We start from the raw sequence: 16448 nt of genomic DNA, 5'->3' as shown, positions 1-16448 counted from the left end.
ATTTTAAGGATTAGTAAAAGGCTTGCAGGCCGGTGATAGCCCGTCCAAGGATCAGGGCGTGCACGTCATGGGTGCCTTCATAGGTGTTCACAGTCTCAAGGTTCACCATGTGGCGCATGATCTGGAACTCTTCCGAAATGCCGTTGCCGCCATGCATATCCCGTGCGATCCGTGCGATTTCCAGCGCCTTACCACAGTTGTTGCGTTTGATAACCGAGATCATCTCGGGCGCGGCCTCTGCTGCGTCCAGTAATCGGCCTACACGCAGGCTGGCTTGCAGGCCAAGGCTGATGTCTGTCAACATATTGGCCAGTTTCAACTGATGCAGCTGTGTCTGCGCGAGAGGTTTGCCAAACTGCTGGCGGTCCAGACCATACTGGCGGGCGGCTTCCATGCAGAATTCCGCTGCGCCAAGCACGCCCCAGCTAATGCCATAACGGGCGCGGTTCAAACAGCCGAACGGGCCTTTCAAACCTTCCACATTCGGCAGCAACGCATCTTCTGAAACTTCAACGCCATCCATCACAATTTCGCCGGTGATGCTGGCCCGCAGGGAAAGTTTGCCCGCAATCTTCGGAGCAGACAGACCCTTCATGCCTTTTTCCAGAACAAAGCCGCGAATCTTGCCGTCGTGGGCTTCGGATTTGGCCCAGACCACAAATACATCCGCAATCGGGCTGTTTGAAATCCACATTTTGGCACCGGAGATACGGTAGCCATCGGCAGTTTTCTTCGCCACAGTTTTCATACCCGACGGGTCACTGCCAACATCGGGTTCGGTCAGGCCGAAACATCCGATCCACTCTCCGCTGGCGAGTTTTGGCAGGTACTTTTTGCGCTGTTCTTCAGAGCCGTAAGCATAAATCGGATACATCACGAGAGAGCTTTGCACCGACATCATCGAACGATAGCCGGAATCCACCCGCTCCACTTCCCGTGCCACCAGACCATAGGCCACATAAGACGCGCCCAGCCCGCCGTATTCTTCCGGTATGGTCACACCCAACAGGCCCATTTCGCCCATTTCGCGAAAGATTTCGGGGTCGGTTTTCTCTTCGCGATACGCCTCGATCACGCGGGGTTGCAATTTGTCCTGCGCATAGGCTTTGGCCGCGTCGCGCAACATGCGTTCCTCTTCGTTAAGCTGGGTTTCCAGCGCGAAGGGGTCTTCCCAGTTAAAACGGTTCAAATCGGGGGCGTCTTTGGCTTTCAGAGTCATAAGATGTTTCCTTTTCTTTGCCTCTGACTAGCAAATTGACCGTAAGCTTGATAACGATAGAAATTCCACAGTTGATGAGTTTTGGTAATATTATGGTGCTACGCCCGAATTACACCCCCAGCATACCGGAGCTGCGTGCGCTGGTGTTTTGCGGCGATCTCGGCTCCGTGTCCCGTGCGGCAGCTGCGTTAAACCTGACGCAAAGTGCAGTCAGCCGCGCGATCCGCTCCCTTGAGGACCGGCTTGGTGTGCAGCTGTTCCACCGGGTGCGCAAACGGTTACATCTGTCGGATGCGGGACGGGCGATGGTGCATGAATCGCGCGAAATTCTCGCCGCGTTGGACAGATCCGCGCGGATGACAATGGCGTTTGGCAAGGGCGGCGATGTGTTGCGTCTGGCGGTGCTGCCCACGCTGGCCTCAACGTGGTTAATCCCGCGCTTGCCAGAGTTTCTGGAGACCCATCCCGAGGTCTCGATCGACCTTACCTCGGCATTACATCCGGTAGATTTTGACGAAAGCCCTTTCGATGCGGCGCTGCAAAGGGCGGTGATGGCGCGAAAAGGGACCGATGTGGTGCATTTGCTGGATGAAACCCTGATCACCGTGGCGGCGCCCAAGCTGGTCGGAAAGGCGGCGGACGTGTCGCCGGACCAGCTGGCGGGCTATCCGTTAATCCAGTTGGCGACACGGCCAGAGCTTTGGAATGATTGGTTTTCCCGTCTGGGCACTCCGCCCCCCGACAGCCTGAAAGGGCCGCGGGTGCAGCATTTTGATATGGTGATTTCCGCTGCCGAAGCGGGGTTGGGCGTGGCTTTGCTACCGGATATTTTTGTGCAGTCCGCGCTGGCATCCGGCAGTTTGCGCCAAATTCACCCGCAGGGGCTGGAGGGAACAACGCCTTATGCGCTGATCCGCCCCGCCGGACGCCAGCCAAGTGCGACAATGCAAGGGTTTGCCGATTGGCTACATCACGCGGCCTTAACTGGTTAAGGCCGACCCTCAATGTTCATCCAGGTGGTCTTGAGCTCCACATATTTATCGAGTGCATGCAATGACTTGTCCCGCCCGATGCCGGATTCTTTAAAGCCGCCGAAGGGTGTTGTCATGTCGTCGCAATCATAGCAGTTCACATAAACCAGACCGGCGCGAATGCTTTTGGAGACTCGATGCGCCGTGGCAAGATCATCCGTCCAGACCGCCGAAGCCAGACCATAACAACTGTCGTTTGCGGTTTTGATGGCCTCTTCCACGCTGTCCACCGGAATGACGGTTAACATGGGGCCGAAAATCTCTTCCTGCGCAATACGCATGTCATTTGTGGCATTGTTGAAAATGGTTGGCTCCACATAGCTTCCGCCGCTTTCGGTGCGCGCCCGTTTGCCGCCCGTAATCACATCTGCGCCGTCGGTTCTTGCGTGGTCTGTAAAGGCGAGGACACGGTTGGCATGGGATTCGTTTACCAAGGCGCCCATGCTGGTTTCGGGGTCCAGCGGATCGCCCGGGGCGTAGGATCGGCTGATGGTCAGCAGTGTCTCAACCACTTCATCCTGAATAGAGCGTTCAACGATCAGGCGGCTGGGGCAGGTGCACATTTCCCCTTGGTTGAAAAAGGCAGAATGGGCCGAGGTGCTGGCAGCATGTTTTGTGTCGCGATAGCTCGACAGGATGATGTTGGGGCTTTTGCCGCCCAGCTCCAGCCCGAGCCGTTTCAGGTTGGATTGTGCGGAATACTCCATAAAATACTTACCAACCTGTGTGGAGCCGGTGAAAAACAGCCCGTCCACATCCATATGCAGTCCAAGCGCGCGTCCGACTTCGGGACCGTCCCCGGTGACGACATTGAACACCCCTTCGGGGATGCCGGCTTCCAGTGCAAGTTCGGCCAGGCGGATCGCGCTCAGGGGCGATTGTTCGGCGGGTTTCAGAATGACCGAATTGCCAGTGGCAAGCGCGGGTGCGACCTTCCAAGCGGCCATCAGCATCGGGAAATTCCACGGCACAACCGCTGCCACCACGCCCAGCGGTTCTTTCGTGACCATCGCAACCGCAGAGGCCGCAGTCGGGGCGATTTCGTCATAGATTTTGTCGATGGCCTCGCCGTACCAGTCAAAACAATTCGACACCGCCCGCACATCAATTGAGGTGCTGTCCGCAATGGGTTTGCCCATGTCGAGCGTTTCGAGCAGGGCCAGTTCTTCCCGATGTGCGCGAATAAGGTCTGCGAACCTGCGCAGAACCAGTTTGCGTTCGGCGGGGGGGCGGCTGGCCCAGCGTCCGTCTTCGAATGCAGCGCGGGCGACCTGAACGGCACGGTTCACGTCTTCCTCTGCCCCGCAGGCCACTTGCGCGAGCGGCCGTCCGTCTATCGGACTGATAGAGGTAAAGGTTCGGCCCGATGCTGCGTCAACTTTCCGGCCGTTAATTATCATTTTCGCGCCCGCCTGTGCTGCGTTGCGAATCTGTTCCGCTTTGGCGTGCCAGTCGGCTTTTGAAAGTTCGGTCATGAGTCTCACCATTTTGATATACCATTAACTGTAAAGGTATCACAAAATCATCGCGCAGAACAAGATGTCTTCCAGCAGCGCACTGTCTGGGCGGGTGACAATCATTGCGTGTCGAGGGTTAGCGCGTGGTCAGGTTTTCGGTCAGAACAAGCCGTCCGCTGCGGCTGCTTCCCTCACGAATATCGCTTTCGGTGGCATTCATAAGGGCGGCGACATCACGGGCGCGCAGGGCGGTCAGGATCTCTTTGTGACGGTCGATTTTATAGAATTCCTTGACCCGTTTGACCACTTGTCTCTGGAACGGTCCAAGCTGAAGCCAGACGCTTTCGATGGCGGGCACGCAGACCTGATTGGGATTGACGGAATAGAGCATCCGGTGGAACCGCTGGTTGAGAATTGTCAGCTTGTCGAGGTTCTCTTCCCGCAGTGCCTCGTCCATTGCTTCATCAATTTCCTTTAGTTTTTCTATAACGTAATCAGATATGTATGGGAGGGATCGTTCAGCGGCGTGAACTTCCAGAGTGACGCGCAGTGCGACCAGTTCTTCAAACCGCCCGAGTGTCATTTCGGGAATAGCCATGCGCCGGTTGGGAAGGATTTCGATCGCGTTTTCAGAGCTTAACCGCCGGACCGCTTCTCGCACGGGGGTGGGGCTGAGCCCCATTGCCTCCGCAAGACCGCGCATGGTCAGGTTTGTTCCCGGTTCAATGGTGCCCACCATGATCGCATGGCGCAGGCGGGCATAAACGGATTCCTGATCTGTAATGTCATGATCAACGGGAAGTTCTGGAATGTTCACAGTGATATATCCGGCGTGTTCAGGGCGGCCACGCTGTGTGGCGTTGTCTTGTCTTACAGTATGAAACTCTCTTTGTGATGTAAAAAAGAAAATACCAAGTTCACAAATGGTATCACATATGTTAAATCGGTATCACAAAGGAGAGTTTATGCCTGTTCAAGACGTTAAAAATTGGTTGAAAAGCCACCCCGACATTGAGTCGGTCTTCGCCTGTGTTTGTGATCTGAACGGAACTCTGCGCGGGAAGCGGGTTCCTGTGGATCAGGCCGAAAAGGTTATCGAAGGCGGTATCCGGATGCCCCTGTCCGTGGTGAGCGTGGATATTTGGGGGGAAGACATCGAGGACAGTGCGCTTGTGTTCGAAACGGGTGATTCGGACGGGATATGTGAACACACCGGACGTGACCTGCTGCCGATCACATGGACGGACCGCCCTGCTGCGATGGCGATGCTGTGGATGCGCAAGGAGGATGGCACGCCGTTTCTATCCGACCCGCGCCGTGCCTTGAACGCTGTGGTCGAACGCTATGCGGCCCGTGGCCTGACCCCTGTGGTTGCAACTGAGCTGGAATTTTACCTCTGCGATCCCTCCGGCGATCAACCCCGTGCGCCGCACTCTCCGGTGACGGGCAAGCGGCTAGATTCCGACGGGGTTCTGTCGCTGGACGAATTGCAGCATTTCGATGCGTTTCTGAATGATGTTTATGCGGCCTGCGCCGATCAGGGCATTCCAGCGGATGCTGCAATCTCCGAAAACGGGGCAGGGCAGTTTGAAATCAACCTTCTGCATGTGAATGACCCGTTGAAAGCTGCGGATGATGCGGTGCTTTTCAAACGGCTGGTGCGCGGCGTGGCCCGCAAACACGGGTTTGCGGCGACTTTCATGGCGAAACCCTACGGGGCCCGCGCAGGCAGCGGCTTTCATGTGCATTTTTCCCTGCTGGATGAAAACGGTAACAATGTTTTTGACAACGGCGGCGAAGAAGGGTCGCAAACCATGCTGAGCGCGGTTGCGGGTTTGCTGGCGACCATGCAGCAGAACAGTCTGACCTTTGCGCCCCATGAAAATTCCTACCGCCGTCTGATGCCCGGCGCCCATGCGCCGACAGGGGTGGCTTGGGGCTATGAAAACCGTACCGCGGCGATCCGCATTCCCGGTGGCAGTCACAAGGCGCGGCGGATCGAACATCGCGTGGCCGGAGCCGATGCCAATCCCTATCTGGTGCTGACCAGCATTCTCGGGGGAGCGTTGCTTGGGATCGAGCGGGACATGCAGCCTGCTGCGCCGATCACGGGGGATGCGTATCGTCAAAAGCTGACGCATCTGCCGCTCGACTGGGCCAGCGCAATTGAGGCTTTTGCCGAAGGTCCCCATGTGCCCGACATCTTCTCGGCCCAGCTTCAGACGCTGTTGGTCGAATGCAAGGCGCAAGAGCTGCAACGTTTTGCGCGGCATGTAACCGACTTTGAATATCATTCCTATCTGGAGATCGTGTGATGGGGACCAATCAGAAACATTACGCCGGCGACGGACGCCACACCGACAGCTATTATGCAGCGTCGGCCAATCCCGCACCGGAGCGCCCGCCGCTGGTGGGGGCGCATGAGGTGGATGTCTGTGTTGTGGGGGCAGGGTATTCCGGCCTGTCCACCGCGCTGCATCTGGCTGAAAAAGGGTATAACGTGGCCATCGTAGAAGGTGCGCGTGTTGGCTGGGGCGCTTCGGGGCGCAATGGCGGGCAGATCGTGAACGGTTTGAATGCCAGCCTTCAGACAATCAAGAAACGCTACGGTCAGGACACGGCTACCTTTGTGGCCGGTCTGGTTCAGGAAGGCGGCGAGATCATCCGCGAGCGGATCAAGACCTACAACATACAGTGCGATCTGAAAGACAAGAACATTTTCACAGGTCTGACAAAAGCCCATATGAAAGAGCTGGAAGAGCGCAAGACCCTTTGGGAAAGCTACGGCATCAACAACCAAGAGATGCTGGACAAGGCGCAATTGCGCGAACACATCAATTCCGATCTTTATGAGGGCGGGCTGATTGACCATTCCGGTGGCCATATGCACCCGCTGAACCTCGCGCTTGGGGAAGCGGCGGCGTTTGAGATGCTGGGCGGTAAAATCTACGAGATGTCTATGGTGACGGCGGTGGATACAGAGGCGGCGCGTCCTGTTGTGACCACCACGCAAGGGTCGCTGACCTGCAAGACGCTGGTGCTTTGCGGCAATGCCTATCTGGGGCATGTGGTGCCGACACTGACATCCCGCGTTATGCCGGTGTCCACGCAGGTCATGGCAACCGAGCCACTGGGCGAAGAACTGGCCCATTCGCTGCTGCCCCAAGACGCCTGCGTTGAAGATATTCGCTACATTCTGGATTATTACCGTCTGTCCGGCGACAAGCGCATGCTGTTTGGCGGTGGCACGGTTTACGGTGGCGCCGATCCGCTCGACATCGAAGCAAAGCTGCGGGGCAACATGGAAAAAGTGTTCCCGCAACTGAAGAAGGTAAAGGTGGATTACGCGTGGAGCGGCAATTTCGCCCTGTCCTTCAGCCGGGTGCCCCAGATGGGCCGCATCGGTAAAAACACCTATTTCGCCCATGGCTATTCCGGTCATGGCGTCACCGGTTCGCACACGTTCGGGCGCATTCTGTCCGAAGCGATCGACGGGGACGTGTCCCGCTTTGACGTGTTCGAAAACGTGCCTTGGTATCCATTTCCGGGCGGTCGTCTGTTCCGTGTGCCTTACTCTGTCATGGGGTCTTGGTGGTACGGGCTGCGTGACCGGCTCGGGGTTTGAATACACTCACTTCACAAATTTCAGGGAGAAAAAGATGAAGAAAATAATGATGACATGTGCCGCAGTTGCGCTGGGCGCGGGTGGTGCGCTGGCAGAGGGCGAATTGAACGTCTACAACTGGTCGGATTACATTGCCGAAGACACCATCGCGAATTTTGAGGCCGAGACCGGCATCAAGGTGAATTACGATGTGTTTGACAGCAACGAGGTTCTGGAAGCCAAGATGCTGACCGGCTCCAGCGGGTATGACGTTGTGGTTCCCTCTATCGAGTTCATGGCACGTCAGGCACAGGCCGGTGTGTTCGCAAAGATCGACAAGGACGCCCTGTCGAACTATGGCAACCTCGACCCGCAGATCCTCAAGATTCTGGCGGTGAACGATCCCGACAACACCCACGGCGTTCCCTATATGATGTTCACCACCGGATTGGGCTATAACGTTAAAGCCGTGGAAGAACGGATCGACGCAGAGAAGATCGGCAGCTGGGACATGGTTTTCGATCCTGAAACCGCCGCGAAACTGGCGGATTGCGGGATTGCAGTGCTGGACAGCCCGTCAGAAATCATGGCGCCTGCGCTGAACTATCTCGGATTGGACCCGAACTCCGAAGACAAGGCCGACCTTGAGAAAGCCACCGATCTGCTGCTGTCTGTGCGCCCGCATATCCGTTACTTCCATTCCTCCCAGTACATCAACGATCTGGCCAATGGCGATATTTGCGTCTCTGTCGGCTATTCCGGTGATGTCCTGCAGGCCCGTGATCGTGCAGCCGAGGCCAATCAGGGTGTCGAAGTGGCCTATGCCATTCCCAAAGAAGGCGGACAGGTCGGGTTTGACATGCTGGCCATCCCTGACGATGCGCCAAACGCGGAAAACGCGCTGAAGTTCATCGACTACATCCTCAAGCCCGAAATCGCGGCGGCTGTGACCAACTACGTCTATTATGCCAACCCGAATACGGCTGCGACAGAGTTCGTGGATGACGAGGTGCGCAACGATCCGGGTATCTATCCGTCCAAGGAGGTTCAGGCCAACCTGTTCTCCCTGCGGCCCCATACCCCCCGTTATGACCGGTCCCTGACCCGTGCATGGACCACAATCAAGACCGGACAATAATCTAAAGGCCGGGCGTTACGCTGACTGGCGGCGCGCCCGGCCCGATCATCCAAGGGACAGTTTTATGACCACCAGCCAACCATCGACTGCTGCTAAACCATGGGACACGCCGGATGCCGTTCCTTTCATGCAGATCAAGAATATCACCAAGAAGTTCGGTTCTGTTGTGGCGGTCGAGAATGTCTCGCTCGATGTGTACAAAGGTGAGATATTTTGCCTGCTCGGTGGATCGGGTTGTGGTAAATCCACCCTGTTGCGGATGCTTTCGGGGTTTGAGGTTCCCACCTCGGGCCAGATCATCATCGACGGAGAGGATCAGGCGGGCGTTGCCCCCTATGACCGCCAGACCAATATGATGTTCCAATCCTATGCGCTGTTCCCGCATATGACGGTGGAAAAGAATATTGCCTACGGGCTAAAGCGGGACGGATTGCCGAAAAAGGAAATCGCGACTCGCGTGACCGATATTCTGTCGCTGGTGCAGATGGACGGTTTTGCCACCCGTAAACCCCACCAGCTTTCGGGCGGGCAACGCCAGCGGGTCGCGCTGGCCCGTTCGCTGGTGAAAAAGCCCAAACTGCTGATGCTGGATGAACCTCTGGGCGCGCTCGACAAGAAGCTGCGCGAGGAAACCCAGTTCGAGTTGATAAAAATTCAGGAAAGCCTTGGCGTAACATTTGTTGTGGTGACGCATGATCAGGAAGAGGCAATGACCCTGTCCAGCCGGATCGGGGTGATGAACAAGGGCGAGATCGTACAGGTCGGCACCCCCCATGAAATCTACGAATTTCCGCGCAACCGTTTTGTGGCGGATTTCATCGGCTCGGTGAACCTGTTTGAAGGACGCATTAAAGAGGACGGCGAAAACCATGTGGTGATCGCCTCGCCGGAGGCGGGCACCGACATCTATGTGCCATATGCGGTCAGCGGCGTCGAAGGCCAGCAGATCGCTATCGCCGTGCGCCCCGAAAAGATGGAGATCAGCAAGGCCGATCTGGGCGAGATGCGCAACAGAACGACCGGCACAGTGGATGAAATCGCCTACATGGGGAATGTGTCCGTTTATCACGTGTTGCTGGACAGCGGCAAACGTGTCCGCGTCAGCCAGTCGAACCGGACCCGTTCCAACGAGGATGCGCCGACCTATGGCGACAGGGTCAATCTGGGCTGGGCGGGCCGCGCCGGTGTCGTGGTGACAGCATGAGCCAAGAGGAAACCCTTAACGGAAAATTGCCCGGTGGCGCCTTTCTGGGCCGTGCGCTGCACCGGATCGGGCTGCGTGGCCGCGGGCTGGTGATTGCCATTCCGGTCCTGTGGCTGTTTTTGTTCTTTCTTCTGCCGTTTCTTGTGGTGGCGAAGATCTCCCTGTCCGAAGCCGCCATTGCCCGTCCACCCTATTTGCCGCTGTGGAACTGGGATGACGGTTTTCTCAACATCACGCTGAACTTTGGCAACTACCTCTTCCTGTTTGATGATCCGCTGTATCTGTCCGCCTATATAGAGTCGGTGAAGATTGCGGCTGTGTCGACGGTGATCACCCTGCTGGTCGGCTATCCGATGGCCTATCTGATTGCCCGCGCTGCGCCGGATACCCGAAACATCCTTCTGATGCTGGTGATCCTGCCGTTCTGGACCTCTTTTCTGCTGCGCGTCTATGCGTGGATCGGTTTTTTGAAAGGCAACGGGATTATCAATAACATCCTGATGAAGATTGGCCTGATCAACGAGCCTCTGGTCATGCTGCAAACGGATTTCGCCGTCTATATCGGCATCGTTTATACCTATCTGCCGTTTATGATCCTGCCGCTGTTTGCCAATCTGGTGAAGCTGGACCAATCCTATCTGGAGGCGTCTGCCGATCTGGGGGCGCGTCCGGTGACGACATTTTTCACCGTAACCCTGCCCCTGTCTGCAAGCGGGATTATCGCGGGATGTATGCTGGTCTTTATTCCCGCTGTCGGAGAATTCGTCATCCCGGCCCTGCTGGGTGGACCGGATACGCTGATGATCGGTCGGGTTTTGTGGAACGAGTTCTTTTCCAACCGTGACTGGCCGATTGCCTCGGCTGTGGCAATTGTCATGCTGGTAGTGCTGGTCATTCCGATCATGCTGTTGCGCAAGGCGCAGGCCGCCGAAGCGGAGGTGCAGTGATGGGTCAGCAATCCAGATTTTTGAAGATTGTCGCGCTGCTCGGCTTTATCTTCCTTTATGCACCGATCGTGTCGCTGGTCATCTTCAGCTTTAACGAAAGCAAGCTGGTGACGGTTTGGGGCGGGTTTTCAACCAAATGGTATGCAGAACTGTTCCGCGACCCCCAAATCCTTGAGGCGGCTTGGGTCAGCATCAAGATTGCCCTGATCAGTGCGACGCTTGCCATTGTGATCGGGACGGTGGGTTCTTTCGTGCTGATCCGCTTCAAGAAGTTTCGCACCAAAGGCTTGCTAAGCATGATGATCACCGCGCCGCTGGTGATGCCCGAAGTGATCATCGGTCTGTCACTGTTGCTGTTGTTTGTAGCGATGCAGGGGTTGATCGGCTGGCCGGGCGGGCGCGGGATGATGACGATCATCATTGCCCATTCCACTTTCGGTGCGGCCTATGCTGCCGTGGTGATCCAGTCCCGCTTGGTCGACATGGACCTGTCGATTGAAGAGGCGGCGCAGGATCTGGGGGCGAAACCCGTGCGGGTGTTCTTTGATGTGACGTTGCCGGTGATCGCACCTGCCTTGCTGTCGGGCTGGCTGCTGGTGTTCACGCTCAGTCTGGATGATCTGGTGATTGCCAGCTTTGTGTCCGGTCCCGGCGCCTCGACCCTGCCCATGGTCGTCTTTTCCAAAGTGCGCTTGGGAGTCAGTCCCGATGTGAACGCATTGGCCACTATTATTATCGGCATCGTTTCCCTGGGGATCATCGCTGCCGCCCTTCAAATCAGCAGGAGTAAGAAACATGGCGCAGAACGGTGATCAGGCATTTTTGCGCAGCGACACCACCAAAGGACGCTGGGAAGAAATGACCTATGGCGGCGCGCTCAGCTTTCTGCGCCGCAACTATTCCCGCAACCTCGAAGGTGTAGATGTGGCTGTCACCGGCGTGCCGTTTGACAATGCGGTGACGTTTCGTCCGGGCTGTCGGCTTGGCCCGCAGGCGATCCGCGCGGCTTCGGTCCAACTGGCAGAGCTGAAAGCCTTTCCCTTCGGGTTCGACCCTTTTGAGACCCTGTCGGTGGTCGATTATGGCGATGTGCATCTGGACCCCCATCACCCCGAAACCGTGCGCCCCGCGATTGAGGCCCATGCCGCGCGGATTATTGAAAGCGGTGCCAAGCTGCTGACGCTGGGCGGGGATCACTCCATCGCCTATCCGCTGCTAAAGGCCCATGCGGAAAAGCACGGGCCGGTGGCGCTGATCCAGTTTGATGCCCATTGTGATACATGGGACGATGACGGCAAGCGGATGGATCACGGCACGATGTTCCTGCGGGCTGCGCGCGAAGGGATCATTGATGTGTCCAAGTCCACGCAGGTCGGGCTGCGCACCTATAATGACGATGATTTCGGTTTTGAAATCCTGACCAGTCCGTGGATTCATCGCAACGGCATTGATGCTGCGATTGAAGTGGCGCGGGAACGGGCAGGGGATGCACCCGTCTATATCTCGTTTGATGTGGACGGGATGGACCCTGCCTTTGCTCCGGGAACCGGCACGCCGGTTGCAGGAGGGCTTGCATCCTGGCAGGCGTTGGAGTTCATTCGCGGGATGGAAGGGCTGGACCTGATCGGCATGGACGTGGTCGAAGTCTCTCCGCCTTATGATGTGTCCGAGATCACCGCAATCGCGGCGGCAACCGTAGCCCATGACTGGCTGTGTCTTCTGGCCAAGGCCAAAGGCGCGCAGGGCGTCGAAGTGGGTAGACTGTAAAGGTATGACGATGAAGATTGGAATTCTACAGACCGGCCACACCCCCGAAGAGATGCGGGAGAAACACGGCGACTATAACGACTTGTTCATGCGGTTGCTGGACGGGCGGGGGTTCAGCTTTGACACCTATCCGGTTCTCGACGGCGTGTTCCCCGATACCGTGATGGATGCGGACGGCTGGCTGATCACCGGATCGAAATTCGGCGTCTATGAAGATCACGACTGGATTCCACCGCTCGAAGATTTCCTGCGGCGGGCCTATGCCGCTGCGATCCCGATTGTCGGGGTCTGTTTCGGCCATCAGATTCTTGCACAGGCGCTGGGCGGTAAGGTGGAGAAATTCAGCGGCGGCTGGCAGGTGGGTCCGGTGACTTATAACCGTACGGACGGGCGCAACGACCGGATTATGGCCTGGCACCAGGACCAGATCACCCAAGTGCCCATTGACGCCGAGATCATCGGCACCACCGATTTTTGCGCCAATGCGATGCTGGCCTATGGCAACCGTGCGCTGACCGTGCAACCCCACCCCGAGTTCACCCCCACGTTCATGGGCGATCTTCTTAAGGCCCGCGGCGATATTCTGCCTGCTGAGGTGCTCGACAAGGCGCAGGCGGGGTTGGAGGCCAGTCTGGACTCCGTTGATTACGCGCAAATGTTTGAAGACTTCTTCAAGCAAAACGCTCGGACCGCATAACATCCGCATAACAAAAGGGGCATGACTTGCCCCGCCTTATCCCCGATACCATCAAAACACGCCGTCCCTGCGAGGGGCTTTCACAACACACACAAGTTACAGAAGGTTAACTCAGATGAAAAATGCAGAGGTAAATTCCCGTCGCGAATCTGCAATCTCGCGCGGGGTTGGCATGATGACGCAAGTCTATGCCGAACGCGCCCTCAACGCCGAGATTTGGGATATTGAAGGCAACCGCTATATCGACTTCGCCGCAGGGATTGCCGTGGTGAACACCGGCCACTGCCACCCCAAAGTAATTGCAGCGGCGGAAAAGCAGCTTCACGCCTTTACCCACACCTGCCATCAGGTTGTCCCATATGAAAGTTATGTGCGCCTGGCAGAGCGTCTGAACGAAAAGGTTCCGGGCGATTTTGACAAGAAAACTGTCTTTGTCACCACCGGCGCCGAAGCCGTTGAGAATGCGATCAAAGTGGCACGAATTGCCACCAACCGTCCGGCGGTTATCGCTTTTGGCGGCGGCTTTCACGGCCGGACCTTCATGGGGATGAGCCTGACAGGGAAAGTGGAGCCGTATAAAAAGGGCTTTGGCGCGATGATGCCCGATGTCTATCACGTGCCGTTCCCGATTGATTTGCACAATGTGCCAGTTGAACAGTCGCTCGGTGCGATTACCAAACTGTTCAAGGCGGACCTTGATCCGGCCCGTGTTGCGGCAATCATTATCGAACCCGTACAGGGCGAGGGCGGTTTCTACGAAGCACCGGCAGAACTGATGCGCGGTCTGCGGGAGCTTTGCGACGAACATGGTATCGTCATGATCGCGGATGAGGTGCAGACCGGATTTGCACGCACCGGCAACCTTTTCGCAATGGATGGTTACGATGTCTGTGCTGACATCACCACTATGGCCAAAGGTCTCGCCGGTGGCTTCCCGCTCGCCGCTGTGACGGGGCGTGCCGATCTGATGGATGCGGCCAATCCGGGCGGACTGGGCGGCACCTATGGCGGCAGCCCGATGGGGGTCGCTGCGGCGAATGCGGTTCTGGACGTGATCGAGGAAGAAGACCTGTGCAATCGCGCCAACGAGCTTGGCTCCCGTTTGAAACAGCGTCTGGAACAAATCCGCCAGACCACACTGCAGATGGTAGACGTGCGCGGGCCGGGCTTCATGGTTGCGGCAGAATTCAACACAGCGGACGGCAGCACACCGGATGCAGATTTCGCCAATCGCGTGCGGGCCGAAGCGCTTAAGCGTAACCTGATCCTGCTGACGTGTGGCACCTACGGCAATGTGGTCCGCTTCCTTGCGCCGATCACCATTCCGGATGATGTGTTTGCCGAAGGGCTCGACCTGCTGGAGCAATCCATCGAAGCCGCAAAGAAGGGCTGAGGCATGCTTGAACTGAAAGACCAAAGCCTGCTGGAGCCGCGGGCCTATATTAACGGGGAATGGGTAAGCAACGGCGCAAGTTTCGCTGTGACCAATCCGGCTACAGGCGCAAAAATCGCGGATGTGACAGATGTTAGCGTGACAGAAACCGCCGCTGCGATCGACCACGCCCATAAAGCCCAGAAAGACTGGGCTGCATGGACAGGTAAAGAACGCGCCGCTGTGCTGCGGCGCTGGTACGACCTGATTGTCGAGAATGCCGATGATCTGGCTGCGATCCTGACCGCCGAGATGGGCAAGCCCCTTCCCGAAGCCAAGGGGGAGATCCTGTACGGGGCCTCCTTTATCGAATGGTTCGCGGAAGAGGCCAAACGCATCTACGGCGATGTGATTCCGGGACACCAGCGGGACAAACGCATCGTTGTGATCAAACAGCCTGTTGGCGTTGTCGGCTCTATCACGCCGTGGAACTTTCCAAATGCGATGATTGCCCGCAAGGTCGCGCCGGCGCTGGCCGTGGGGTGCAGCTTTGTGGCCCGCCCTGCCGAACTTACCCCGCTGTCTGCGACGGCTATGGCGGTTCTGGGGGAACGGGCCGGTATTCCGGCAGGTGTGCTTAACATCATCCCAAGCTCGCGCTCTGCGGAAATCGGACAGGAACTTTGCGCCAATCCCAAAGTGGCAAAGATCACTTTCACCGGTTCGACCCGTGTGGGCAAAATCCTGATGCAGCAATGTGCCGACACCATCAAGAAGATGTCGTTGGAACTGGGCGGCAACGCGCCTTTCATTGTGTTCGATGACGCGGATCTGGATGCAGCGGTAGACGGGGCGATGATCTCCAAGTTCCGCAACAACGGCCAGACCTGCGTTTGCGCCAACCGCATCTATGTGCAGGCGGGCGTCTATGACGCTTTCGCAGAGAAACTTCAGGCCGCGATTGGCAAGCTGTCGCTGGGGGACGGTATGAAGGACGGCGTCACCACGGGTCCGCTGATCAACGATGCGGCGGTGCGCAAGGTGGAAGACCATATCGCGGATGCCAAAACCAAGGGCGCGACCGTCGCGCTTGGCGGGCAGCGCAGCGCATTGGGCGGCACCTTCTTTGAACCGACCGTCCTGACAGACGTGACCCCCGACATGGCGGTCGCGCGGGAAGAAACCTTCGGACCGCTCGCCCCCTTGTTCCGCTTTGACAGTGAAGAAGATGTCATCGCCATGGCCAACGACACGGAATTCGGGCTGGCAGGGTATTTCTACTCTACCTCTATGAACCGCATCTGGCGTGTGGCCGAGGCGCTTGAAACCGGCATCGTCGGAATCAACACCGGACTGATCTCTACCGAGGTCGCCCCCTTTGGCGGGGTGAAGCAATCCGGTCTCGGGCGGGAAGGTTCCAAATACGGCGTGGAGGATTTCCTGGAGCTGAAATACATGTGCTTTGGCGAAGTCTCCTGATCGACAGCTCGCCAATCTCCCCGATCCGGACCGGATCGCTGATCTGATAAAAAGGCCCGCTACAGTTATCCTGTGGCGGGTCTTTTCCATTTGCCCCCCGAGTCGCCCGTGATTCCCGGTTCTGGATGTTTCGGGTCGGGGTGACTCGGGTGATTCCGGGTGATTTGGGGTCGAATTGCGGGTGATTTGGGGGGGTGGTTGGATTTGGGGCGGTTTTGGTTGGATTTGCGGGTTTGGATTTTAGGTGTCTGAGGTGATTAACGCCCATAAAATAAGGGGGTTCCAAAAAGATTGTGATTTTTCTGTAAAAAGGGGTTGCGGGTCTCGGGCAGTCGGCCTAAACACCGCTTCACCGGAGGCAACGAGGGACAAACACTCGGAACTGACGGTAACACGGACTGGACGCGGACGGCAGGGTTTGCTAGAAGCTAAGGTTCCAAAATAGAGACATCGAGTGGCGGGCGCGCCTAAAGTTATGGGCGCATCGGTTGTTTATTGTCTCTGGCTCTTTGAAATTGATAGTATCTGAAGAG

General features: G+C 57.2%; 14 protein-coding genes. 11 read left to right on the top strand and 3 right to left on the bottom strand.

The features are described from left to right. Nucleotides 1–10 precede the first annotated feature (10 nt). Entirely contained in the window at nt 11–1219 is a 1209-nt protein-coding gene (locus tag BFV97_RS00070) for an acyl-CoA dehydrogenase (protein WP_069298286.1), read from the bottom strand. Between the two features lie 74 nt (nt 1220–1293). On the opposite strand from BFV97_RS00070, the gene BFV97_RS00065 reads away from it, so the two are divergent. Then, entirely contained in the window at nt 1294–2211 is a 918-nt protein-coding gene (locus BFV97_RS00065) for a LysR family transcriptional regulator (protein WP_245667506.1), read from the top strand. Here the strand turns inward: BFV97_RS00065 and BFV97_RS00060 are convergent. After that, nucleotides 2208–3725 (bottom strand): aldehyde dehydrogenase, encoded by a 1518-nt coding sequence (locus BFV97_RS00060; protein ID WP_069298285.1) that lies wholly within the window; start codon nt 3723–3725, stop codon nt 2208–2210. The two genes, BFV97_RS00065 and BFV97_RS00060, sit on opposite strands and share 4 nt — an antisense overlap. 118 nt (nt 3726–3843) lie before the next feature. After that, nucleotides 3844–4524 carry a GntR family transcriptional regulator gene (locus tag BFV97_RS00055; RefSeq protein ID WP_245667504.1) on the bottom strand — a complete coding sequence of 227 codons (681 nt, stop codon included), beginning with the start codon at nt 4522–4524 and terminating at the stop codon, nt 3844–3846. Nucleotides 4525–4672: 148 nt separating this feature from the next. Here BFV97_RS00055 and BFV97_RS00050 point away from each other — a divergent pair, with 148 nt between their 5' ends. The 10 genes from BFV97_RS00050 to BFV97_RS00005 all read left to right on the top strand — a co-directional run bounded on the left by BFV97_RS00050 (nt 4673) and on the right by BFV97_RS00005 (nt 15915). Further along, on the top strand, nt 4673–6022 hold the full coding sequence (locus BFV97_RS00050; RefSeq protein ID WP_069298283.1) for a glutamine synthetase family protein: 1350 nt from the start codon (nt 4673–4675) through the stop codon (nt 6020–6022). After that, nucleotides 6022–7332 carry an NAD(P)/FAD-dependent oxidoreductase gene (locus BFV97_RS00045; RefSeq protein ID WP_069298282.1) on the top strand — a complete coding sequence of 437 codons (1311 nt, stop codon included), beginning with the start codon at nt 6022–6024 and terminating at the stop codon, nt 7330–7332. The genes BFV97_RS00050 and BFV97_RS00045 overlap by 1 nt, the downstream gene beginning before the upstream one ends. A 34-nt stretch (nt 7333–7366) precedes the next feature. Further along, nucleotides 7367–8449 carry a polyamine ABC transporter substrate-binding protein gene (locus BFV97_RS00040; RefSeq protein WP_069298281.1) on the top strand — a complete coding sequence of 361 codons (1083 nt, stop codon included), beginning with the start codon at nt 7367–7369 and terminating at the stop codon, nt 8447–8449. Nucleotides 8450–8513: 64 nt separating this feature from the next. Next, nucleotides 8514–9653 carry an ABC transporter ATP-binding protein gene (locus BFV97_RS00035; RefSeq protein WP_069298280.1) on the top strand — a complete coding sequence of 380 codons (1140 nt, stop codon included), beginning with the start codon at nt 8514–8516 and terminating at the stop codon, nt 9651–9653. A gap of 71 nt (nt 9654–9724) precedes the next feature. Then, a complete protein-coding gene (locus BFV97_RS00030) occupies nt 9725–10600 on the top strand; it encodes an ABC transporter permease subunit (RefSeq protein ID WP_425412258.1) in 876 nt (291 codons plus the stop codon). Further along, entirely contained in the window at nt 10600–11412 is an 813-nt protein-coding gene (locus BFV97_RS00025) for an ABC transporter permease subunit (RefSeq protein ID WP_069298278.1), read from the top strand. The genes BFV97_RS00030 and BFV97_RS00025 overlap by 1 nt, the downstream gene beginning before the upstream one ends. Further along, nucleotides 11396–12367, top strand: a complete 972-nt coding sequence (speB, locus tag BFV97_RS00020) for an agmatinase (protein WP_069298277.1) — start codon at nt 11396–11398, stop codon at nt 12365–12367. The genes BFV97_RS00025 and speB overlap by 17 nt, the downstream gene beginning before the upstream one ends. Nucleotides 12368–12377: 10 nt before the next feature. Further along, nucleotides 12378–13064, top strand: a complete 687-nt coding sequence (locus tag BFV97_RS00015) for a type 1 glutamine amidotransferase (RefSeq protein WP_069298276.1) — start codon at nt 12378–12380, stop codon at nt 13062–13064. Nucleotides 13065–13179: 115 nt separating this feature from the next. Further along, on the top strand, nt 13180–14457 hold the full coding sequence (locus tag BFV97_RS00010; RefSeq protein WP_069298275.1) for a 4-aminobutyrate--2-oxoglutarate transaminase: 1278 nt from the start codon (nt 13180–13182) through the stop codon (nt 14455–14457). A 3-nt stretch (nt 14458–14460) separates the two neighbouring features. Further along, entirely contained in the window at nt 14461–15915 is a 1455-nt protein-coding gene (locus tag BFV97_RS00005) for an NAD-dependent succinate-semialdehyde dehydrogenase (RefSeq protein WP_069298274.1), read from the top strand. The last annotated feature ends 533 nt before the right edge of the window (nt 15916–16448 follow it).

The sequence above is a fragment of the Neptunicoccus sediminis genome, assembly GCF_001719615.1.
Lineage (GTDB): Bacteria > Pseudomonadota > Alphaproteobacteria > Rhodobacterales > Rhodobacteraceae > Amylibacter > Amylibacter sediminis.
The sequence above is the reverse complement of the archived record's forward strand: the minus strand, read 5'-3'. Positions and strand labels throughout refer to the sequence as shown.